Source organism: Micrococcus lylae NBRC 15355, from assembly GCF_001570885.1.
Lineage (GTDB): Bacteria > Actinomycetota > Actinomycetes > Actinomycetales > Micrococcaceae > Micrococcus > Micrococcus lylae.
On record NZ_BCSN01000003.1, the window covers coordinates 49,501 to 70,230 of the forward strand.

Consider the following 20,730-nt stretch of genomic DNA (forward strand, 5'->3'; position numbering starts at 1 on the left):
CATGACACCCCGTCCCCGCACGGCCCTGTCCCGGCTCCTGCGCCGAACCGTGCCGACGCCCGTGACGTCGGCGCTCCGGCGCTACCGGGACACGTCCGCTGCGAACGCCCCGGCCTCCGCCGTCCGTGACTCCGGCCCGTCGGCCGACGAACGTCTGCGCCGTTACGAGGCCCGCACGAAGGAGCTGCTGGAACTGCTGACCGATGCACAGGCCCGTGCCGCGCAGCACGAGGGCACGCTGGCGGAGGCACAGGCGCAGCTGGCCGACGCCGTCGCGGAGCGCGACGCGGCCCGCAAGGAGGTGAGGCGGCTGCGCAACCACGTGGCGATCTGGCAGAGGCGCATCAAGTCCCCTTCGTTCCTGCGCCACCACCACGCCTGGGTCGACCTCGGCAAGCACTACCGTCAGGATCCCAGCCCTGCGAAGGAGCGCATCGGCGAGCTCAACCGCAAGCTGTGGGTCCATGCCTACGCGGCCAGCCACGGCGTCGCCCTGCCCACGATCTATGCACTGGCCGAGCGTCCCGAGGACGTCGACCTGTCTCGACTGCCGGACGAATTCGTCGTGAAGTCCGACGGCGGCACGGCCAGCAAGGCGGTCCTGCCGCTGCGCCGAGTGGGCGAGGACCGCTACGAGTGGATCAGCCATGACCCGCCCCGTACGCTCTCCACGACCGAGGTCGTCGAGCACTTCCAGGCCGCACGTGCCGCCGGTGCCTCCTACGGCCCCGTCTTCGCCGAGCAGCTGCTCCGCCCGCTGCACGGCGAGGGCCTGCCCGACGACGTGAAGATCTACGTCGCCTACGGCAAGGTCCTGCACGTCCTCCTGCGCCGACCGCAGATCATCGACGGCCGCCCGGTCACCACCACGCGCTATGTGGACGACAAGGGCGTCAGCCTCGGCAAGGTGGCGCTGTGGGGCCAGCACTCCGAGGACATCCCGGTCCCCGAGCAGCTCGACCAGATGCTGGCCGTCGCCGTGCGGCTCTCCCTGTCCCTGCCGATGCCGCTGTGCCGCGTCGACATGTACGAGACGCCCGACGGACCGGTGCTCGGCGAGATCACCCGCACTCCCGGCGCACCGCACTTCTACCGTGAAGACCACGACCTGTTCCTCGGCACCGAGTGGACCAAGGCGGAGGCGCGCCTGTTCGAGGACATGCACCAGGGGCGCTCGGGTCGTCCCCTGTGGGGACCGCACGCGGACCTGTCGATGATCGACGACATCCCCGGGTTCGACGCACCCCAGGCCTGACCCGACCCCCAGACGAGGCGAGGTCCCGACGGACGGCGAGCGGCCGTCCTCGGGACCTCGATGCCTCTGCACGCGCGGGGCCGACGGACCCGGAATGCACCGAGGGCGGTTCCGGCTTCCCCTCCGGAACCGCCCTCGGCAGACTCGTGGTCCCGGCACTGCCGGAACCGGGCACCACTCTACCGGGTGAACAGTCGTGGTTGTAAAGCCGGGGAACGTCGTTCGTCCCCCATCTCCCGCAGGTCCGCGATCGCGGTCTCGAAGTCCTGCAGCGACTCGAAGTCCTGGTAGACGGACGCGAACCGCAGATACGCCACCTTGTCCAGCCGGCGCAGCGGGTCCAGGATCGCCAGGCCGACGTCATGCGCGTCCACCTCCGCATGGCCGGTGGCGCGGATCGACTCCTCGACCTCCTGTGCCAGCATCGCCAGGTCGTCCGCGCTCACGGGGCGACCCTGGCAGGCCTTGCGCACACCGTTGATCACCTTCGAGCGGTCGAAGGGCTCGGCCACGCCGGAGCGCTTCACCACGGTCAGCGACGTGGTCTCCATGGTGGTGAACCGCTTGCCGCAGTCCTGGCACTGGCGGCGCCGGCGGATCGCCGAGCCGTCGTCCAACGAGCGCGAGTCCACCACACGGGAGGCCTCATGCCGGCAGTACGGACAGTGCACGTCTGCTCCTTCCGATCACGCGGGGGCGTCTGTGGTGAGCGTACCGCGCGCTCAGCCCAGGCAGTGGGAGCCGAGCAGCACCTTGAGGTCGCCGAACAGCGCCGGGTTCGGGTTCACCCGGAACTGCGGGCCCAGCTGGTAGACCTCCGTGGACCGCTGGCCGGACAGGTGCAGGCGCACCTCGGTGGAGCCGTCGTGGTTGCGGAGGGTGTCCGCGAGCTGGCCCATCAGGTCCTCCGTGGCACGGAACGCCGGGATGGTGATGGTCACCGGCCCGCCGTCCGTGTCCTTCAGCTCCGGGATGGTCAGCTCCTGGGCGGAGAGGACCACGGAGCCGTCGTCCCGGCGCTGCACGCGGCCCTTGACCGCCACCACCAGGTCCTCCGCCAGCATCATCGCGATCGGGGCGTAGACCTGGCCGAAGAACATCACGTCCATCGAGCCGCCGAGGTCCTCGATCTCGCAGCGGGCATAGGCGTTGCCGGAGGACTTCGCGATGCGCCGCTCGAGCGTCGTGATCAGGCCCGCGATCGTCACGGACTGGCCGTCGGCCGGACCGTCGTCGTCCAGCACGCGGGTGATCTGCGTGTCCGCGAACTGGTTGAGGACGCCGTCCAACCCCTGCAGCGGATGGTCCGAGACGTAGAGGCCGAGCATCTCGCGTTCGAAGGTGAGCTTGTCCTTCTTCGGCCACTCCGGCAGGTCCGGGACCACCACGGAGTCGGACTTCTCCTCCTCCGTGTCCTGACCGCCGCCGAGCGCGAAGATGTCGAACGTGAACTCGCCGTGGTCCTCCTTGCGCTTCTGCTGCACGGTGGCGTCCACGGCCTCTTCGTGGACGGCGAGCAGCGCGCGGCGGGCGTAGCCGAGGGAGTCGAAGGCGCCGGCCTTGATCATGGACTCGATGGTCCGCTTGTTGCAGACCACCAGCGGCACCTTCGCCAAAAAGTCGCCGAAGGACGTGTAGTCCCCCTTCTCCTCACGGCTCTGGACCATGCCGCGCACGACGTTCGCACCGACGTTGCGGACCGCGCCCATGCCGAAGCGGATGTCGTTGCCGACCGGGGTGAAGTTCTGGAAGGACTCGTTGACGTCCGGCGGCAGCACCGTGATGCCCATGTGGCGGCACTCGTTGAGGTACATCGCCAGCTTGTCCTTGTCATCCCCCACCGAGGTGAGCAGCGCGGCCATGTACTCCGCCGGATAGTGGGCCTTCAGGTACGCGGTCCAGTAGGACACCAGCCCGTACGCGGCCGAATGCGCCTTGTTGAACGCGTAGTCCGAGAACGGCAGCAGGATGTCCCACAGCGCCTTGACGGCGGCCTCCGAGAAGCCGCGGTCGATCATGCCGCCGTGGAAGGCCTCGTACTGCTTGTCCAGCTCGGCCTTCTTCTTCTTGCCCATCGCACGGCGGAGGATGTCCGCCTGTCCGAGCGAGTAGCCGGCGACCTTCTGCGCGATCGCCATGACCTGCTCCTGGTACACGATCAGGCCGTAGGTCGTGTCCAGGATGTCCTTGAGCGGCTCCTCCAGCTCCGGGTGGATCGGGGTGATCTCCTGGAGCCCGTTCTTGCGCAGCGCGTAGTTGGTGTGCGAATTCGCTCCCATCGGGCCCGGACGGTACAGCGCGATGGTCGCCGAGATGTCCTCGAAGTTGTCCGGCCGCATCATCTTCAGCAGCGAGCGCATGGGCCCGCCGTCGAGCTGGAACACGCCGAGGGTGTCGCCGCGGGCGAGCAGCTCGTAGGACGCCCGGTCGTCCACGTCGAGGGTCTCGAGGTCCAGGTCCACGCCCTGGTTGGCCTTCACGTTCTCGATCGCGTCCGAGATGATCGTGAGGTTGCGCAGGCCCAGGAAGTCCATCTTGATCAGTCCGAGCCCCTCCGCGGTGGGGTAGTCGAACTGGGTGATGACCTGGCCGTCCTGCAGCCGGCGCATGATCGGGATGACGTCGATCACCGGGTGCGAGGACATGATGACGCCCGCGGCGTGCACGCCCCACTGCCGCTTCAGGCCCTCCAGGCCCTTCGCCGTCTCGAAGACCTCCTTGGCCACCGGGTCCGTGGCGATCAGCTCGCGGAAGTCACCGGCCTCCGCGTAGCGCTTGGCCTCCGGGTCCTCGATGTCCTTCAGCGGGATGTCCTTGGCCATCACCGCCGGCGGCAGCGCCTTGGTGAGGGCCTCGCCCATGGAGAACGGCTGGTCCATCACGCGGGCGGAGTCCTTGAGCGCCTGCTTCGTCTTGATGGTGCCGTAGGTGACGATCATGGTGACGCGCTCGTCCCCGTACTTGCGGGTGACGTAGTCGATCACCTCGGAGCGGCGGCGATCGTCGAAGTCGACGTCGAAGTCCGGCATGGACACACGGTCCGGGTTGAGGAAGCGCTCGAAGATCAGGCCGTGCTTGAGCGGGTCCAGGTCCGTGATGCGCAGCGCGTACGCGACCATCGAGCCCGCGCCGGAGCCGCGGCCGGGGCCCACGCGGATGCCGTGGTCCTTGGCCCAGTTGATGAAGTCCGCCACCACCAGGAAGTAGCCGGGGAAGCCCATCGAGATGATGACGTCCAGCTCGTAGTCCGCCTGCTTGCGGACGTGGTCCGGCACGCCGTCCGGGTAGCGGTAGTCGAGGCCTGCGGCGACCTCCTTGATCAGCCAGCTGGTCTCGTCCTCCCCGTCCGGGGTGGGGAACAGCGGCATGTAGTTCGCGTCCGTGTCGAAGGAGACCTCGCACCGCTCGGCGATCACCAGGGTGTTGTCGCAGGCCTCCGGAAGCTCCTTGAACAGGTCCCGCATCTGCCGCGGGGACTTCAGGTAGTACTCGGTGCCGGAGAACGCGAAGCGGGAGCCGCCCTGGTCGTAGGTCGGCTCGTTGAGCTTGGAGCCGGACTGGATGGCCAGCAGCGCCTCATGGGCCTTCGAGTCGTGCTCGTGGGTGTAGTGCAGGTCGTTCGTGGCCACGAACGGAAGGTCCAGCTCCTTGGCGAGCCGGCGCAGGTCCGTCATGACGCGGCGCTCGATGTCGAGGCCGTGGTGCATGACCTCGCAGTAGAAGTTGTCCTTGCCGAAGATGTCCCGGAAGTCCGAGGCCGCCTGCAGCGCCTCACGGTACTGCCCCAGGCGCAGGCGGGTCTGCACCTCGCCCGAGGGGCAGCCGGTGGTGGCGATGATGCCCTTGGAGTACTGGCTGAGCAGCTCCCGGTCGATGCGCGGCCACTTCGCGTACACGGAGTCCAGCGAGGCGATCGAGCCCATCTTGAACAGGTTGTGCATGCCCGTGTTGTCCTCGGACAGCAGGGTCATGTGCGTGTACGCGCCGCCGCCGGAGACGTCGTCCCCGCGCTGGTGGGGCTCGCCCCAGCGGGTCTTCTCCTTGTCCGTGCGGTGCTGGTTCCCCGGTGTCAGGTAGGCCTCGAGGCCGATGATCGGCTTCACACCGGCCTGCTTGGCCTTGTTCCAGAAGTCGAAGGCGCCGAAGAGGTACCCGTGGTCCGTGATCGCCAGTGAGTCCATGCCCAGGCGGTTGGCCTCGGCGAAGAGCTCGTCGAGCTTCGCGGCGCCGTCCAGCATCGAGTACTCGGTGTGGGTGTGCAGGTGGACGAAGCCACCGTCCTTCGTGGCCTCTGCGGCGGTCTCGGCGGTCGCGGACATCGGTGCGCACTTCCTCCTGGGCACGGGGCGCACCGGAGGGGACCGGGGCGCCGGGGTGGTTCGGCCGACGGGTCGGACGGTGTCCGGGCGACGGCGGGGGCTGGGCGGCGAGGCTCCAGCCTACTGCGCTCAGGCCTCCCCGCGCAGGGCGGCCAGGGCGTGGTCGAGGTCGTCCGGGTACGGCGAGACGATCGTCACGGACTCCCCCGTGACCGGATGCGGCAGCTCGAGCCGATGGGCGTGCAGCCACTGCCGCGTCAGCCCCAGCTCGGCGGCGAGCTTCGGGTTCGCCCCGTAGGTCAGGTCACCCACGCACGGATGCCGCAGCGCGGAGAAGTGGACGCGAATCTGGTGGGTGCGTCCGGTCTCCAGGTGCACCTGGACGAGGGTGGCCGGACCGAAGGCCTCGAGCGTCTCGTAGTGGGTCACCGAGGCCCGGCCGCCGTCGATCACGGTGAACTTCCACTCGTGGCCGGGGTGCCGGCCGATCGGCGCGTCGATCGTCCCGGACAGCGGCTCCGGCAGGCCCTGCACGACGGCGTGGTACACCTTGGTCGGCACCCGGTCGCGGAACTGGTCCTTGAGCGCCGTGTACGCCTGCTCCGTCTTCGCCACCACCATCACGCCGGTGGTGCCGACGTCGAGCCGGTGCACGATGCCCTGGCGTTCCGGGGCTCCCGAGGTCGAGATCCGGTAGCCCAGCGCGGCCAGGCCGCCGACCACCGTGGGCCCGACCCAGCCGGGCGAGGGGTGGGCGGCCACCCCCGTGGGCTTGTCCACCGCCACCATGTGCTCGTCCTCGAACAGGATGCGCATCTCGTCCACGGGTTCGATCCTCACTTCCAGCGGGTCGCCGTCGTCCGGCACGTCCACCACGAGCCGTTCCCCCGGCACGGCCTTCGCGGACTTGCTCAGGGTGCGGTCGCGTCGGCCGTTGCGGGTCTCGGCGCGGACCAGCCCGCGGGAGAACCAGTCGGCCAGCTGTGAGCGGGAGACCCCGAAGGCCTCCGAGAGCACGACGTCGGCCCGTCGCCCCGCGTGCTCGTCCGTCACCTCGAGCGTCTCCGTGCATCCCGGGTGCATGCCCATGCTCAGCTCCGCCGCCCGTCGTCGTGGGCACCGTCCACCCGGCGGCCCAGGAAGACCAGGAGGCACACGGCGACCATGGCGCAGCAGATGAACGAGTCCGCGACGTTGAAGACGGCGAAGTTCGGCACCCAGATCATGTCCACCACGTGGCCCTGGCCGAACGACGGCGGCCGGAACAGGCGGTCGGTGAGGTTCCCGAGGACTCCGCCGGCCAGGCCGCCGAGCGCCAGGGCCCAGGGCAGGGAGCGCACGCGCAGGATCAGCACCAGCGCGACCACGGCGACGACCGACTGGATCACGGTGAAGACCCAGGTCATGTCCTCGCCGATCGAGAAGGCGGCGCCCGGGTTCAGGATGTAGTGCCAGTGCAGCAGGCCCGGGATCACGTCGATGGTCTGGCCGAGCGTCATGGACTGCTCGACCCAGTACTTGGTGCCCTGGTCCAGCAGGTAGGCGACAACGAGCACCGCCGCCGCGAGGAGCGTGCGGCGGCGGGGGCGGACGACGGCCGTGGAGGTCACCGCTCAGCCTGCTCGACGGCGCGGCCCTGCGTGAGTGGGGTCCGACGGAACCGCTCGGTGACGAGGTCCTCCCTCAACAGCGACATCGGGGCACTCCTCCAGGGTCGGGGGCAGACCCCGGCGCTGGGGTCCGCAGGCGGCGGACATGGCGGTCCGGTGCGGTCCGCAGCCGCGGTCCGGAGGCCTCCGTCAGGCTATCACCGGGGCTGACACGGACGCCGCCGGAGACGGCGGGTCAGACCAGGGCGCGGACGAGAAGCTTCAGGATCACCACGGCGATGAACAGGACGAGGAACGCCAAGTCCAGCTGGACGCCGCCGAGGTTCAGCGGCGGCAGCTTCTGCCGGATCGCGCGCAGCGGGCGGTCGGTGACACCGTAGATCGCGCTCGCCACCACCAGCACGATCCCCGAGGGACGCCAGTGCGGGACGAACGACGTCACGACGTCGAAGACGATCCGGACGATCAGCACGGCCTGGAAGACCGTGAGCAGGATGTACAGGCAGGCGAGCAGCAGCGCCATCGCGAGCGATCAGTCCTCGGTGAACAGGGCGGCGTGCTCGCCGTCGTCCTGGTTCTCGTCTCCCATGACCTCGACGGTCGACGGGGTCAGCAGGAAGACCTTGTTGGTGATGCGGGAGATCGAGCCGTGCAGGCCGAAGACGAGGCCGGCGGAGAAGTCCACGAGGCGCTTGGCCTCGTTGTCCCCGAGCTCCGTCACGTTCATGATCACCGGCATGCCGGAGCGGAACGCCTCGCCGATCGACTTGGCGTCGTTGTAGGACCGCGGGTGCACGGTGGTCAGGGTTCGCACGGGGGCTCCTTCGCTGGCCGACGCGGCGGCACGCTTGATCGGGGTGACGGGGGCACGGTACTCCTGCTCGGAGCTCTCCGCGCGGGACGGGCGCGAGGTCTGGTCCGAGGCGGCCGGACGGGAGCCCTCGGCGCGGGCGGGGCGCTGCTCGCGCTCGGCCGGGACCGCAGCGGCGGAGGCCGGCTCTGCGGCGGCACGCTGCTCGTGCTCGGCCGGACTGGAGGCCGCCGCGGCCGGACGGTCCTCGGCGGCGGCCGGCCGGCGCTCACGGGATTCCTGGCGCGGGATCTCGTCGTAGTCCTCACCGTCGGCCAGGCCGAGGTAGATCATCGTCTTCTTCAGGGCACCGGACATGCGTCAGTTCCTTCGGGGAGGGGCGGCTCGCAGCGGAGAGGGGCCGCGCCGCCGTGGCCATTCGGTCGGTGACGTCGAGGTCCGACACCCGGGATCCGGGGTCGGCGCGGTCGACGCGCTGTCACATCAACGCTATCCCAGGTGCGCACGGCGTCCGAGGATGTCCGAGCCGATGCGCAGGTGTGTCGCCCCGGCGGCGACCGCCTCCTCGAGGTCGGCGGTCATGCCCATGGAGAGCCGGTCCGCCTCGGGGTGCCCGTCGCGCAGCCGTGCGGACAGGTCTGCCGCGCGTGCGAACGACTCCGCCGGGTCGATCCCGCGCGGGGCGACGCACATCAGGCCGCGCAGGCGCAGCCGCGGCGCGGCGGCGATGCGGGCCGCCAGCGCGGGGACGTCCTCGGGTGCCGCCCCGCCGCGGCCGCCGATGCCGTCGGTCGGACGGTCCTCGGGCTCACGCGGGTCCACGTCCACCTGGATGAGGCAGTCGAGGTCCTCGCGGGCAGGCACCTCGCCCGACGCCGCACGCTCGGCGCGCACCTGCATCGCCCGGGCGAGGGCGTCGACGAGGGACTCGCGGTCCACCGAGTGCACGGCCGCGGCGTAGCGGATGACGTGCTTGGCCTTGTTGGACTGGAGCTGACCGATGAAGTGCCAGGCCGGCGCGGTGACCGAGGCCTCCGCGCAGAGCCCGGCGGTCGCCTCGGCCTTGGGGCGGGCCTCCTGGTCCCGGTTCTCCCCCACGTCCGTGACGCCCAGGCGGGCGAGGGAGAGGACGTCCTCGGCCGGATGCGTCTTGGTCACCACGATCAGACGGGGCCGGTCCGTACGGCCTGCGGCGGCGCACGCCGCCTCGATCCGACCATGGACGTGCTCCAGGCCGGCCGCGATCTCTGCGGAGCGGTCGGCGGCGGGGTGCTGCTCGGTCACGGGGTCCTCCAGACGAGTCCGGCGAAGCGGCCGCGCCCGGGGGCGCGACGATGGGAGAAGAGGCGTTCGTCCTCCACGGTGCACAGCTGCACGCGGTGCACGTCCACGCCGCGGGCGGCCAGCACGGCCTCAGCACCGGCGGGCAGGTCCAGGGAGGGCGTTCCCCAGGATGTGGTGGCGGAGGCCACCGGGAGCACCGTCGCGGACTCCGCTCGCATCTGCTCCGGCACCTCATAGCAGGCGCCGCAGACGCCCGGGCCGATCCAGGCGCGCACCGGCTCGCCCGCACCCGCGTCGGCCGGGCGCAGCGCCGCCAGCCGGTCGAGGGTGTTCTGCAGGACGCCGTCCTGAAGACCTCGCCGTCCTGCGTGGGCGACGGCCGTGGCCCCGGTGACGGGGTCGACGAACACCACGGGGAGGCAGTCGGCCACCATGATCGCCAGGGCCTGGGAGCCGCCGGCGGAGACGATGGCGTCGCCGACCCGGACGGGGCCGTCGCCCCAGCCTGCGCCCTCGGCGTCCACGACGTCGGCCGAGTGGATCTGGTCCACGAAGGCCGTCGACCCGGCGTCCACGCCCATCCGCTCTTCGAGTCGGGTGCGGGCCGCCGCGACGCCCTGGCGGGCCCGCTCGCGCTGGTGGCCGGAGCCGTCCGGAAGGACGTGGAAGGCCAGGTTGCCGGCCTGCACCGAGGTGAAGGCCACGTGCACCGCGCGTCCGCCGGCGTCGGTCACCTCATGGAACACGAACGGGTCGGAGGACGCGGCGGCGTCCCCCGACCCGGGCGAGTGGTCGAGCACGTGTCAGATCACTTCAGGAAGTCCGGCACGTCCAGGTCCGAGCCGCCGGAGCCGAGGTCCGGCTCCACGACGGTCGGCAGGTCCTCCTGCGCACGGCGCGGGGCCTGCTGCTGCGACTGCCGGCCGCCGTCCTGCTGACCGTGGGACGGGGCCTGGCCGCCGAACTGCGACGCACCCGCGACGCCGCCCTGCGAGCCCTGGTTCAGGGGCATGGTGCCCGGCACGGACGGGCGGGACTGCTGCTCGGACTGCTGGCCGCCCTGGCCACCCTGCTGGCCTCCGGACTGCGCGGAGCCCTGCTGGCCGGCAGCGGACTGGCCCGGAACGGGCTGCTGACCGGAGCCGTAGGAGGTGGGGGCGGAGGTGACGTCCACCTTGTCGAAGCCCGCGGCGATGACGGTGACGCGCACCTCGTCGCCCAGGGCGTCGTCGATGACGGTGCCGAAGATGATCTTGGCCTCCGGGTGCGCGACCTCCTGGACGAGGCGGGCGGCCTCGTTGATCTCGAACAGGCCCAGGTCCGAACCGCCCTGGATGGAGAGCAGCACGCCGTGGGCACCGTCGATGGAGGCCTCCAGCAGCGGGGAGGCGATGGCCAGCTCGGCGGCCTTGACGGCGCGGTCCTCGCCCTGGGCGTGGCCGATGCCCATGAGCGCGGACCCGGCACCCTGCATCACGGACTTCACGTCGGCGAAGTCCAGGTTGATCAGGCCCGGGGTGGTGATCAGGTCGGTGATGCCCTGCACGCCGGACAGGAGCACCTGGTCGGCCTGGCGGAAGGCGTCCATGACGGAGACGTTGCGGTCCGAGATGGAGAGCAGGCGGTCGTTCGGGATGACGATGAGGGTGTCGACCTCGTCACGCAGGGCGTCGATGCCGTTCTCGGCGGAGTCGGCGCGGCGACGGCCCTCGAAGGTGAACGGGCGGGTGACGACGCCGATGGTCAGCGCGCCCAGGGAACGGGCGATGCGGGCCACGACCGGGGCGCCGCCGGTGCCGGTGCCGCCGCCCTCGCCGGCGGTCACGAAGACCATGTCCGCACCGCGGAGGACCTCCTCGATCTCCTCGGCGTGGTCCTCGGCGGCCTGACGGCCGACCTCGGGGTTCGCGCCGGCGCCGAGGCCGCGCGTGAGCTCGCGGCCCACGTCGAGCTTGACGTCGGCGTCCGACATCAGCAGAGCCTGCGCGTCAGTGTTGATCGCGATGAATTCGACGCCGCGCAGGCCGACCTCGATCATGCGGTTGACGGCGTTCACGCCGCCGCCGCCGATGCCGACGACCTTGATGACGGCCAGGTAGTTCTGGGGTGCAGCCACGGTGTTCAGTTCCCTTGTCTTCAGTCTCGATGTGAGCCGGTGCCGACGCGGGGCCATGGGCGACCGAGTCGGGCGGATGCCGCCGCGCCGCCCTCCCATCCCCGGACCCTCAACACGGGGTTGAAGGCTGCCCGGAGGGGCGGAGGAGAACGCGGCGACACCCAACGTTCAGGGCAACGGTAGCGTCACGGCGGACCGCCGCGCAAAGCGCCCAGGCCCGCATGGACGCTGATTTCTCGCCACAGATCTCAACCTTCACGCGATGCTTGAAGCACACGCGTTCTCCGCGCGACGCCCGAGGGGCACGATCTGGCCGCACCCATCGCCTTCACCTTCACCTTCGAGTTGAATGCTGTGAGGTTGCGGCGACCTCGTCACCGGGTGACCGGGCGGTCCGGGACGGAGACGTCGAGCTCCTCGACACCCGCCCGGGACTCCTCGCCCTGCCCGAGAAGCGATTCCACCACAGCGGCCTTGACCCGGGGCTGGTCCGTGCCACCCCACTGGACGGACGGGCCGTCCTCCAGGCGCAGCTCGACGGAGTCCGGACCGGCGGCGCGGACCTCCTCCACCCGCTCGCGCAGGGCGGACGGCAGCGCGTCGACGACGGCCGCCACGGCGGCACGGGTGCGCTCGTCGGCGTGCAGCACCCCCGGGGCGACCGGCACGGGCGTCTGGCCCTCGAACACCCGTGGATCGACACCCGACAGCACGGCCCCGTCGTCCATCAGCACACGGGCGGTGCCGTCGGAGACGTGGGCCGCCACCGGACGGCGCTCGTGCACGGTCACCTGGAGGCCCGTGGGCGGGGCTGCGATCATGTCCAGCGACTCGACCCCGGGCAGGTCGCCGGCGAGGTCCTGGACGCGTCCTCGGCCGACCTGTGGCAGCGGAACGCCGTGAAGGGGACGGAGACGCTCTTCGACGTCGGCGCGGTCCACGAGGCGCGTGCCGTCGACCTCCACGCGGTCCACGGCCAGCACCGGCGAGAAGTAGAGCACCAGGGCGCCGGCCACCAGCGCGACCAGGGCGAACGCGGCCATCGTCCACCGCAGCCAGCGGCGGGGCCTGCGTGCAGGCTCCGGGAACGCGACGACGTTCTGGCCCACAGGCTGGGACGAGGAGTCCCGGCGCCGTGTCGCCGCGGTGCCGCCGCGGCGTCGCAGCCGTGGCATCCTCACTGCGCGGCCGTGGCGTCGTCCGACAGCGCGGCAACGATGGTCGGCCCCAGCGCAGTCACGTCTCCGGCGCCCATGGTGATCACGACGTCGCCCGGCTCGGCCCCCGCCACGAGGTCGGCGACAGCCCGCTCAGGGTCGGCGGCGACCGCACGGTCGGTCTCGTCCGGCGTGGTGAGGCGGGAGGAGATCAGGCTGGAGTCCACCCCCTCCATCGGCTCCTCGCGCGCGGCGTAGACCTCGAGCACACGCACGCGGTCGGCCGTCGAGAGCGCCTGGGCGAACTCTGCGGCGAAGTCATGGGTGCGGGAGAACAGGTGCGGCTGGAACAGCACGTGCACCCGGCCCGTGCCGGCCACCGCCCGACCGGCGGAGACGGCGGCCGCCACCTCGGTCGGATGGTGGGCGTAGTCGTCGAAGACGCGTACGCCGCGGCCTGCGCCGCGGAATTCGAAGCGGCGCGCCGTGCCGCGGAAGGCCTCCAAGCCCGCGGCCGCGGCCTCCGGCTCCATGCCCGCCTGCACGGCGGCCAGGAGGACGGCCGCGGCGTTGAGCGCGTTGTGAGTGCCCGGCACCTGCAGGCGCACGGACACCACAGTGCCGTCGGCGAGCTCGTAGCGCACGCGCTGGCCCACGCCCGACTCCCGTGCGTCCACGAGGGTCTCGGCGACGAGCAGGTCGGGACGGACGCCATCGCGCTCGGCGGTGCCGTAGGTCACCACCCGGCAGCGGGCCTCCTCCCGGGCCCAGGCGGCCAGGGCGGCGGCGCCGTCGTCGTCGAGACAGGCCACCAGTGCACCGCCGTCCGCGGCGGCCGGGAGCTGTCCGGCGAAGGTGCGGAACACCTCATGGACGGCCTCCTCCGTGCCGTAGTGGTCCAGGTGGTCGGCCTCCACCGTGGTCACGATCGCGACGGTGGACGGGTAGTTCACCAGCGTGCCGTCGGATTCGTCGGCCTCGGCCACGAACCAGTCGCCCTCGCCGTGGGCGGCGTTCGTGCCCAGCCCTGCGACGGCGGCCCCCACCGCGAAGGTGGGCTTCCAGCCGGCCTCGGTGAAGGCCATGGCAGCCATGGACGAGGTGGTGGTCTTGCCATGGGTGCCGGCAACGGCCAGGACGCGGTGGCCGCGCATGGCCATGGCCAGGCCCTCCGACCGGTGCATCATGGGCAGCCCGCGGGCGGCCGCCGCGTCGTACTCGGGATTGCCCGGTCCGGCGATCGAGGAGGCGATGACGCAGGCGACGTCGTCGCCGACGTTCTCCGGGGCGTAGCCGACCGTGATCCGGGCACCGCCCTGGGCCAGCTGGTGCATCACCGGCAGGTCCTTGGCGTCGGTGCCGGACACGGGCACTCCCTGGTCCTGGAGGATGCGGGCGACGCCGGAGACGCCGACTCCGCCGATGCCCAGGAAGTGGACGCGGCCCTCGGCCGGGAAGTCCTCGGGGTGTGCGGTGGCGGCGGTCATCGATGTGCTCCTTCGGCGGCGGCGGCCCGGGTCAGTCGGGCCATCTTCTGGTCGGCGTCCCGCACACCGTGGGCGGCGGAGGCGGCGGCCATGGCGGACAGGCGCTCAGGCGAGGTCGCCAGCGGGATGAGCTCGCGGCGGACCCACTCGGGGCTGAAGGTGTCGTCCCGGACGAGCAGGGCTCCCCCGTCGGCGACGACCTGCTCGGCGTTGAGGGCCTGTTCGCCGTTGCCGATCGGCAGCGGGACGAAGACGGCGGGCAGCCCCACGGCGCAGACCTCGCAGACGGTGCCGGCACCGGAGCGGGCGACGATGAGGTCGGCCACGGCATAGGCCTGCTCCATGCGGTCGAGGTACTCGCGCTGGTGGTAGCCGTCACGGACCACGCGCTGCCCGGCGGAGTCGGTGACCTCCTTGCCGCGTCCGGTCAGGTGCAGCACCTGCACACCGGCGCCCAGCAGGTCGTCCAGGGCGCCCTGGACGGTGCGGTTCACGGACAGCGCGCCGGAGCTGCCGCCGGTGACGACGACGGTGGTGCGCTCGGGGTCCAGGCCGAGCTCGGCGGCGGCTGCGCCCCGGGCCTCGGCCCGGTCCAGGGACGACACCTCCGGACGCATCGGCATTCCGACCCACTCGGAGCCCTTCAGCGGGGTCCCCTTGAGCGCCACGGCGACCCGGGCGGCGGAACGGGCTCCCCAGCGATTGGCCATTCCCGGCCGCGCGTTCGCCTCGTGCACCACCGTGGGGATGCCGAGGGACTTCGCCGCCCGGTACATGGGAGTCGACACATAGCCGCCCACGCCGACCACGACGTCGGCCTCCCGGCGGCGCAGGATGGCCTTCGCCTGGTCGATCGCGGCACGGAACCGGCCGGGGAACCGCAGCACGTCCATCGAGGGACGGCGCGGGAAGGGGACGCGCCCGATCGTGTCGAGCTCGAAGCCGGCGTCGGGGACCAGACGGGTCTCCATGCCGGACTCCGTGCCGACCATGGTGCAGACCGCCGGCACCGGGACGGTGCCGTCCGGGCCCGGCTGCGGCTCCTGGAGGGCGCGGGCGATCGACAGCATCGGGGAGATGTGCCCGGCGGTGCCGCCGCCGGCCAGGACCACGCGCAGAGGTCGTTCGGTGGAGGGGACGGTCATGATCAGGCCTCCTGGGTCTGGGGAGCGGGCGTCGGATCGATCGGTCTGAACGAGGCGGCGTGGGCCTGTTGGGCCGCCAGGTGTGCCAGGCGACGCTCATGGCGTGCGAAGGACAGCACGACGCCCACAGCCGTCATGGCCAGGGTCAGCGCGGAGCCGCCGTACGAGATGAACGGCAGCGGGACACCCACCACCGGCAGCAGGCCGGACACCATGCCGGCGTTGAGGAAGGTCTGGCCCACGAACCAGGTGATGATGCCCCACGTGGCCACGCGGATGAAGGTCGAGCGCGTCTGGGCGGCCACCCGGTACATGCCCAGGGCGAGGATCGCGAACAGGCCGATCACGAGCAGGGTGCCCAGCAGCCCGAGCTCCTCGCCGAGGATGGTGAAGATGAAGTCGTTCTCCGCCTCCGGGATGTAGCTCCACTTCTGGCGGGACTGGCCCAGGCCGACGCCCCACCAGCCGCCGGAGGCCAGCGCATAGAGGCCGTGGGCGGGCTGGAAGCAGGGGTCCGAGGGGTCATCGCACGCGGCCTCGACGCCGAGCCAGGCCTGGACGCGGAGCATGCGGTGGGAGGCGAACAGCGTCAGGCCGATCGTCAGGAGGGCGACCATCCCCGCGGTGACCATGAACACGATGCGGTGGGCCCCGCCGACCCAGAGCACGGCGGCGAGCACGAGCGCGACGATGATCGCGGTGCCCAGGTCCCTGCCCCACATGATCAGGCCGAGGACGAGCACGCCGCCGGGGAACACCACGGGCACGAGGGCATGCTTGACCTGGTTCACCAGGCGCCCCTTGCGCGCGATCACGGCGCCGCCCCACAGGGCGAGGGAGAGCTTCGCGAGCTCGGACGGCTGCGCCGTGAACGAGCCGATGCGCAGCCAGTTCGTGTTGCCGCCGACGTTCACGCCCAGCGGCGTGAACGCGACCAGGCCGAGCAGGACCACGGACACGGCCAGCGCAGGCCAGGCCATCCGCCGGATCCAGGGCACCGGGGTGAAGGTCGCGGCGGTCAGCATCACCATGCCCACGCACGCCCAGAGCGCCTGGCGCAGGAACAGGGAGTACGAGCCCCCGGAGCCGATCGCCTCGACCGAGGACGAGGACAGCACCATCACCAGGCCCAGCACGGTCAGCACCGCGGTGCTACCCGCGATCATCAGGACCGTCATGTCGAGCATGCGACGGCCCTCGAGGGCGGCCCACATGCGGTCCAGCCCGTGCTTGACGGGGCTCAGGCCGCCGGAGGTCTTCGTCGGCATGGTGCTCCTTCAGCGGACGGGGACGGTGGGGTCAGAGGGAACGGCGGGCCTTCAGCCGGAGACGGGGCCGTCGTCGTCGACGTTCCAGCCGTGCTGCCGCATGACGGCGGTGACGGCCTCGATGAACGCGTCGCCGCGGTCCGCATAGGACCGGAACTGGTCCATGGAGGCGGCGGCCGGAGCCATGAGGACCACGTCGCCGGCCTCGGCCAGCTCGTCGGCACGCTGCACGGCGGCGGTCATGGCGGCGTGGCCGTCCTCGGTGCCCCGGCCGGACGGATCGGTGAGCGGGCTCTCGACCGGGACGTCCGGGGCGTGCTCGGCAAGGGCCGTGCGCAGCGCGGAGGAGTCGGCGCCGATCAGCAGGACGGCGCGGAGACGGTGTCCGTGCGCCCTGACGAGCTCGTCGTAGGTGACGCCCTTCGGCAGGCCTCCGGCGATCCACACGATCGAGGAGAACGCCGCCAGGGAGGCGTCCGCGGCATGCGGGTTGGTCGCCTTGGAGTCGTTGATCCACATGACGTCCCGCGAGGTCGCCACCAGCTGGATGCGGTGCTCTCCGCGGTCGTAGCCGCGCAGGCCGTCCCGGACCGCAGTGGGCGAGACGCCCACAGCACGGGTCAGCGCCGCGGCCGCGGCCGCGTTGGACACGGTGTGCTGCGGAGCCACGGCGCCCAGGTCCGAGCGCTCGGCGAGGGCCACGGCCTCATGGGCCCGGTTCTCGGTGAACGCGCGGTCCACGAGGATGCCGTCCACGAGGCCGACGGTGGACAGGCCCGGGGTGTCCGTGGAGAAGGACACCGCACGGCATCCCTCCTGCACGTCGGCCTGCTCCACGAGGCGGCGGGTGATCGGGGCCGCCTCGTTGAACACGCACGCGATGCGGGTGTTCTCGTACACGGAGCCCTTGTCCCGGACGTACCCGTCCATGGAGCCGTGCCAGTCCACGTGGTCCTCGGCGATGTTCAGCACCGCCGAGGAGGCCGGCTCGATGTGGTGGGTCCAGTGCAGCTGGAAGCTGGAGAGCTCCAGCGCCAGGACGTCGAAGCCCTCCGGATCGCGGACGGCGTCCAGCACCGGGGTGCCGACGTTGCCGCAGGCGATCGCCCGGCGGCCGTCTGCGCGCAGGATGGCCTCCACCATGCTCACGGTGGTGGTCTTGCCGTTGGTGCCGGTCAGGCAGATCCAGTCGGCGACCTTGCGGCCCGCGCGCTCACGGACCCGCCAGGCCAGCTCGATGTCCGACCAGATCGGCAGGCCCGCGGCGTGGGCCTGCATCAGCAGCGGCTGGTCCGGACGCCAGCCCGGGGAGGTCACGACGACGTCCGGCGGCTGTGCGTCGAAGCGCGGCAGTGCGGTGGTCGCCTCCTTCTCCAGCACGACGTCGCGCACACCCACGATCCTGAGGGTCTCGGCACGCCGGACGTTCTCCTCGGACGCGTTCCCGTCCACGACGAGCACGTCGGCACCGAGCTCCACCAGCGTGTCCGCCACGGAGAAGCCGGTGACGCCCAGGCCGGCGACAACCACGCGCAGCCCCTGCCACTGGGGGGCGTCCCAGGAGGTGAGCGGGTCGGTGCGGGGAGTCGAGGCGATCGGCTCGAGGACGGGGGTCACCATGGCCTCGCTCATGGGGTCACCGCCGCGGTGCCGCCGCCGGCGAGGAGCCACTCGCCGTAGAACACGAACAGGCCGACGGTCACGCAGACCAGGCTGATGAGCCAGAAGCGGACCACGACGGTCACCTCGGCCCAGCCCTTGAGCTCGAAGTGGTGCTGCAGCGGGGCCATGAGGAACACTCGCTTGCCGCCGGAGAGCTTGAAGTAGCCCACCTGGATGATCACGGACAGGGTGATGGCGACCATGAGCCCGGCCAGGATGACCACGAGGATCTCGGTGCGGGTGAAGATGGCGAAGCCGGCGAGGGCGCCGCCGAGGGCCAGGGAGCCCGTGTCTCCCATGAAGATCTTCGCCGGGGAGGTGTTCCACCAGAGGAAGCCCAGCAGCGAGCCGGTGAGTATCGCGGCGAGCAGGGCCAGGTCCATGGGGTCGCGGACCTCGTAGCAGCCCGGGCCGGTGATGGTGCCGCAGGCCTGGCTCGCCTGGAAGATCGACATCAGGACGTAGGCGCCGGTGATCATGGCGGTGGCGCCGGTGGCCAGACCGTCCAGGCCGTCGGTGAGGTTCACGGCGTTGGTGGTGGCCGTGGTGATGAGGTTGGACCAGATCACGAACAGCACGTAGGCGAGCACGGGACCGGCGAAGGCCATCTCGAGCCACGGGATGTCACGGACGAAGGAGATGGCCGTCGAGGCCGGGGTCAGGCCGTCGCTGTTCGGGAAGTTCAGCGCCAGCACCGCGAAGACGGTGCCGATGAGGCCCTGCAGGACGATCTTCCCCATGGGGGTCAGGCCGAGGGACTGCTTCTTCGTGATCTTGGTGAAGTCGTCGACGAAGCCGACGAACGCCATGCCGACCGTGAGGAAGAGCAGCAGCACACCGGACGCCGTCGGCCCGGCGAGCTCGGAGTCGAGCATCGCCAGGATGGCGTGGGTCAGGAAGTAGACCACCACGAGCACGACCACGAAGACGAGGCCGCCCATGGTCGGGGTGCCGCGTTTGGTCTTGTGGCTCGTGGGGCCGTCGTCGCGGACGAACTGGCCGTACCCCTTCTTCACCAGGAACCGGATGAACAGGGGCGTGCCCGCGGCCGCGAAGACGAGGCCGAGGACACCGCCGATGAGCAGGCCGATCACGGACGCTCCTCCTTGGGGGTGGACGACGCGGAGTCCTCGGCGCCGACGGCGGCGAGACGCTCGCCGAGCTGGGCGAGCCGCGAGCCGTTGGAGGACTTCACCAGGACGATGTCTCCGGGGGCGAGGAGCTTCGAGAGAAGGTCGAAGGCCTCGTCGAGGTCGGCGGCGAAGTGCGCCTCCTCTCCCCAGCTGCCCTCATTGAGGGCGCCGATGTACAGGGGGCGGGCACCGGCTCCGACGACGAGCAGCTGTGCGATGTTCAGGCGCACGACGGTCTCGCCGACGAGCGTGTGCTCCCTGATGTGTTCGTCGCCGAGCTCCAGCATCTCGCCGAGCACCGCCCAGGTGCGGCGGCCGGTGGCGCGGCCGAGCTGAGCGAGGGTCTTCAGCGCGGCGCGCATGGACTCCGGATTCGCGTTGTAGGCGTCGTTGATGACGGTGACGCCGTCGGGACGCTCCGTACGCTCCATGCGGAACCGGCTGGTCGGGCCGAGACCGTCCAGCACGCCGGCGATGTCCGCCGGGCGGACGCCGGCCGCCGCGGCGGCACCGGCCGCGGCGACGACGTTGTGGGCGTGGTGGACGCCGATGAGCCCGGAGGTGACAGGCACGGTCGGAGCCTCGGTGTCGGCGCCGAGCTGCAGGTCGAACACCGGCCGGCCCTCGACGTCGGTGGTCAGGTTCCGAGCGAGGGCCACGCCGGCGGCGCGGCCCCCGGCCACGTCCTCGGCGATCAGCGGCACGGTGTCCTCATCGGTGGAGAACCAGACGACCGGGGCCGTGGTGCGCTCGGCCATGGCGGCGACCTGGGAGTCGTCGCGGTTGAGCAGGACGACGCCCTCGGGGCCGATGGCCTCCACGAGCTCGCCCTTGGTCTTGGCGATGTTCGCCACGCCGCCGAAGCTGCCGGCGTGGGCGGTGCCGACCATGAGGACGACGCCGATGTCCGGCTTCACGATGTCGCAGAGGTACGCGATGTTGCCGACGTGGTCCGCGCCCATCTCCACCACGAGGTAGCGGGTGTCCAGGGATGCGCGGAACACGGTGAGCGGCACGCCGACCTCGCCGTTGAACGAGCCCTGCGGGGCCACGGTCGGCCCCTGCTCGGCGAGGATCGCCGCCAGCAGGTCCTTCGTGGTGGTCTTGCCGGCCGAGCCGGTGATGCCGATGACGGTGGTCTCGGAGTGCGCCCGCACGCGGGCCACCACGTCACGGGCGAGGGCGCCCATGGCCATCACCGCGTCCTCCACGAGGATCGACGGGTGCGCGGAGCCGTCCGGAGCCGTGGTGGCACGCTCGGCCAGCACGGCGGAGGCGCCGGCGGACAGCGCGGCGTCGATGTAGTCGTGCCCGTCGGCGTGCTCGCCGGGCTTGGCCACGTACAGGACGCCGTCCTGACCAGCGACCTCACGGGAGTCCGGGGTCACAGCGGTCAGCACGGTCTCCGGGTCGAGCGACTCGGAGAGGGTGCCGCCGACGGCCGCGGCGATCTGGGAAGCGGTGAGAGCGATCATTTGGACTC

General features: G+C 71.3%; 17 protein-coding genes. 1 reads left to right on the top strand and 16 read right to left on the bottom strand.

Annotated elements, in window-relative coordinates:
- Nucleotide 1 precedes the first annotated feature (1 nt).
- The gene (locus MLY01S_RS01545) at nucleotides 2-1,255 is read left to right on the top strand and encodes an ATP-grasp fold amidoligase family protein (RefSeq protein ID WP_067188658.1); all 1,254 of its coding nucleotides are present in this window, start codon (nucleotides 2-4) and stop codon (nucleotides 1,253-1,255) included.
- A 179-nt stretch (nucleotides 1,256-1,434) separates the two neighbouring features.
- On the opposite strand, the gene nrdR is transcribed toward MLY01S_RS01545, so the two are convergent.
- The 16 genes from nrdR to MLY01S_RS01625 form a co-directional block, all read right to left on the bottom strand.
- Nucleotides 1,435-1,926, bottom strand: a complete 492-nt coding sequence (gene nrdR / locus MLY01S_RS01550) for a transcriptional regulator NrdR (protein ID WP_067188660.1) — start codon at nucleotides 1,924-1,926, stop codon at nucleotides 1,435-1,437.
- A 51-nt stretch (nucleotides 1,927-1,977) separates the two neighbouring features.
- Nucleotides 1,978-5,574, bottom strand: a complete 3,597-nt coding sequence (gene dnaE, locus MLY01S_RS01555; RefSeq protein ID WP_067188662.1) for a DNA polymerase III subunit alpha — start codon at nucleotides 5,572-5,574, stop codon at nucleotides 1,978-1,980.
- A 129-nt stretch (nucleotides 5,575-5,703) separates the two neighbouring features.
- Nucleotides 5,704-6,663 (bottom strand): RluA family pseudouridine synthase, encoded by a 960-nt coding sequence (locus MLY01S_RS01560; protein ID WP_067188664.1) that lies wholly within the window; start codon nucleotides 6,661-6,663, stop codon nucleotides 5,704-5,706.
- Nucleotides 6,664-6,665: 2 nt separating this feature from the next.
- Complete coding sequence (gene lspA, locus MLY01S_RS01565) at nucleotides 6,666-7,184, bottom strand: signal peptidase II (RefSeq protein ID WP_067188665.1); 519 nt, start codon at nucleotides 7,182-7,184, stop codon at nucleotides 6,666-6,668.
- Nucleotides 7,185-7,419: 235 nt separating this feature from the next.
- Nucleotides 7,420-7,707 carry a YggT family protein gene (locus MLY01S_RS01570; protein ID WP_067188667.1) on the bottom strand — a complete coding sequence of 96 codons (288 nt, stop codon included), beginning with the start codon at nucleotides 7,705-7,707 and terminating at the stop codon, nucleotides 7,420-7,422.
- Nucleotides 7,708-7,716: 9 nt separating this feature from the next.
- Entirely contained in the window at nucleotides 7,717-8,352 is a 636-nt protein-coding gene (locus MLY01S_RS01575) for a cell division protein SepF (RefSeq protein WP_067188669.1), read from the bottom strand.
- A gap of 132 nt (nucleotides 8,353-8,484) precedes the next feature.
- On the bottom strand, nucleotides 8,485-9,279 hold the full coding sequence (locus tag MLY01S_RS01580; RefSeq protein WP_067188671.1) for a YggS family pyridoxal phosphate-dependent enzyme: 795 nt from the start codon (nucleotides 9,277-9,279) through the stop codon (nucleotides 8,485-8,487).
- Nucleotides 9,276-10,079, bottom strand: a complete 804-nt coding sequence (locus MLY01S_RS01585) for a purine nucleoside phosphorylase YfiH/LACC1 family protein (RefSeq protein ID WP_082739511.1) — start codon at nucleotides 10,077-10,079, stop codon at nucleotides 9,276-9,278. Before MLY01S_RS01585 ends, MLY01S_RS01580 begins: the two co-directional genes overlap by 4 nt.
- 8 nt (nucleotides 10,080-10,087) lie before the next feature.
- Nucleotides 10,088-11,395, bottom strand: a complete 1,308-nt coding sequence (ftsZ, locus tag MLY01S_RS01590; protein ID WP_067188673.1) for a cell division protein FtsZ — start codon at nucleotides 11,393-11,395, stop codon at nucleotides 10,088-10,090.
- A 374-nt stretch (nucleotides 11,396-11,769) separates the two neighbouring features.
- Nucleotides 11,770-12,504 carry a cell division protein FtsQ/DivIB gene (locus MLY01S_RS01595; RefSeq protein WP_135103264.1) on the bottom strand — a complete coding sequence of 245 codons (735 nt, stop codon included), beginning with the start codon at nucleotides 12,502-12,504 and terminating at the stop codon, nucleotides 11,770-11,772.
- Nucleotides 12,505-12,572: 68 nt separating this feature from the next.
- Complete coding sequence (gene murC, locus MLY01S_RS01600) at nucleotides 12,573-14,039, bottom strand: UDP-N-acetylmuramate--L-alanine ligase (protein WP_067188676.1); 1,467 nt, start codon at nucleotides 14,037-14,039, stop codon at nucleotides 12,573-12,575.
- Complete coding sequence (murG, locus tag MLY01S_RS01605) at nucleotides 14,036-15,184, bottom strand: undecaprenyldiphospho-muramoylpentapeptide beta-N-acetylglucosaminyltransferase (protein WP_067188678.1); 1,149 nt, start codon at nucleotides 15,182-15,184, stop codon at nucleotides 14,036-14,038. Before murG ends, murC begins: the two co-directional genes overlap by 4 nt.
- A gap of 2 nt (nucleotides 15,185-15,186) precedes the next feature.
- Nucleotides 15,187-16,452: an FtsW/RodA/SpoVE family cell cycle protein gene (locus tag MLY01S_RS01610; protein ID WP_067188680.1), complete on the bottom strand. Its 1,266-nt coding sequence runs from the start codon at nucleotides 16,450-16,452 to the stop codon at nucleotides 15,187-15,189.
- Between the two features lie 51 nt (nucleotides 16,453-16,503).
- Nucleotides 16,504-18,084: a UDP-N-acetylmuramoyl-L-alanine--D-glutamate ligase gene (gene murD / locus MLY01S_RS01615; RefSeq protein ID WP_082739512.1), complete on the bottom strand. Its 1,581-nt coding sequence runs from the start codon at nucleotides 18,082-18,084 to the stop codon at nucleotides 16,504-16,506.
- Nucleotides 18,081-19,208 (bottom strand): phospho-N-acetylmuramoyl-pentapeptide-transferase, encoded by a 1,128-nt coding sequence (gene mraY / locus MLY01S_RS01620; protein ID WP_067188683.1) that lies wholly within the window; start codon nucleotides 19,206-19,208, stop codon nucleotides 18,081-18,083. Before mraY ends, murD begins: the two co-directional genes overlap by 4 nt.
- Complete coding sequence (locus MLY01S_RS01625; protein ID WP_067188685.1) at nucleotides 19,205-20,722, bottom strand: UDP-N-acetylmuramoyl-tripeptide--D-alanyl-D-alanine ligase; 1,518 nt, start codon at nucleotides 20,720-20,722, stop codon at nucleotides 19,205-19,207. The genes mraY and MLY01S_RS01625 overlap by 4 nt, the downstream gene beginning before the upstream one ends.
- Nucleotides 20,723-20,730: the final 8 nt, after the last annotated feature.

What these genes read in the sequence shown, in the direction of transcription:
- MLY01S_RS01545 (WP_067188658.1), top strand. Translation starts at nt 2, where the DNA reads ATGACACCCCGTCCCCGCACGGCCCTGTCCCGGCTCCTGCGCCGAACC.
- dnaE (WP_067188662.1), bottom strand. Translation starts at nt 5,574, where the DNA reads ATGTCCGCGACCGCCGAGACCGCCGCAGAGGCCACGAAGGACGGTGGC.
- MLY01S_RS01560 (WP_067188664.1), bottom strand. Translation starts at nt 6,663, where the DNA reads ATGGGCATGCACCCGGGATGCACGGAGACGCTCGAGGTGACGGACGAG.
- MLY01S_RS01570 (WP_067188667.1), bottom strand. Translation starts at nt 7,707, where the DNA reads ATGGCGCTGCTGCTCGCCTGCCTGTACATCCTGCTCACGGTCTTCCAG.
- MLY01S_RS01575 (WP_067188669.1), bottom strand. Translation starts at nt 8,352, where the DNA reads ATGTCCGGTGCCCTGAAGAAGACGATGATCTACCTCGGCCTGGCCGAC.
- murC (WP_067188676.1), bottom strand. Translation starts at nt 14,039, where the DNA reads ATGACCGCCGCCACCGCACACCCCGAGGACTTCCCGGCCGAGGGCCGC.
- murG (WP_067188678.1), bottom strand. Translation starts at nt 15,184, where the DNA reads ATGACCGTCCCCTCCACCGAACGACCTCTGCGCGTGGTCCTGGCCGGC.
- MLY01S_RS01610 (WP_067188680.1), bottom strand. Translation starts at nt 16,452, where the DNA reads ATGCCGACGAAGACCTCCGGCGGCCTGAGCCCCGTCAAGCACGGGCTG.
- murD (WP_082739512.1), bottom strand. Translation starts at nt 18,084, where the DNA reads ATGAGCGAGGCCATGGTGACCCCCGTCCTCGAGCCGATCGCCTCGACT.
- MLY01S_RS01625 (WP_067188685.1), bottom strand. Translation starts at nt 20,722, where the DNA reads ATGATCGCTCTCACCGCTTCCCAGATCGCCGCGGCCGTCGGCGGCACC.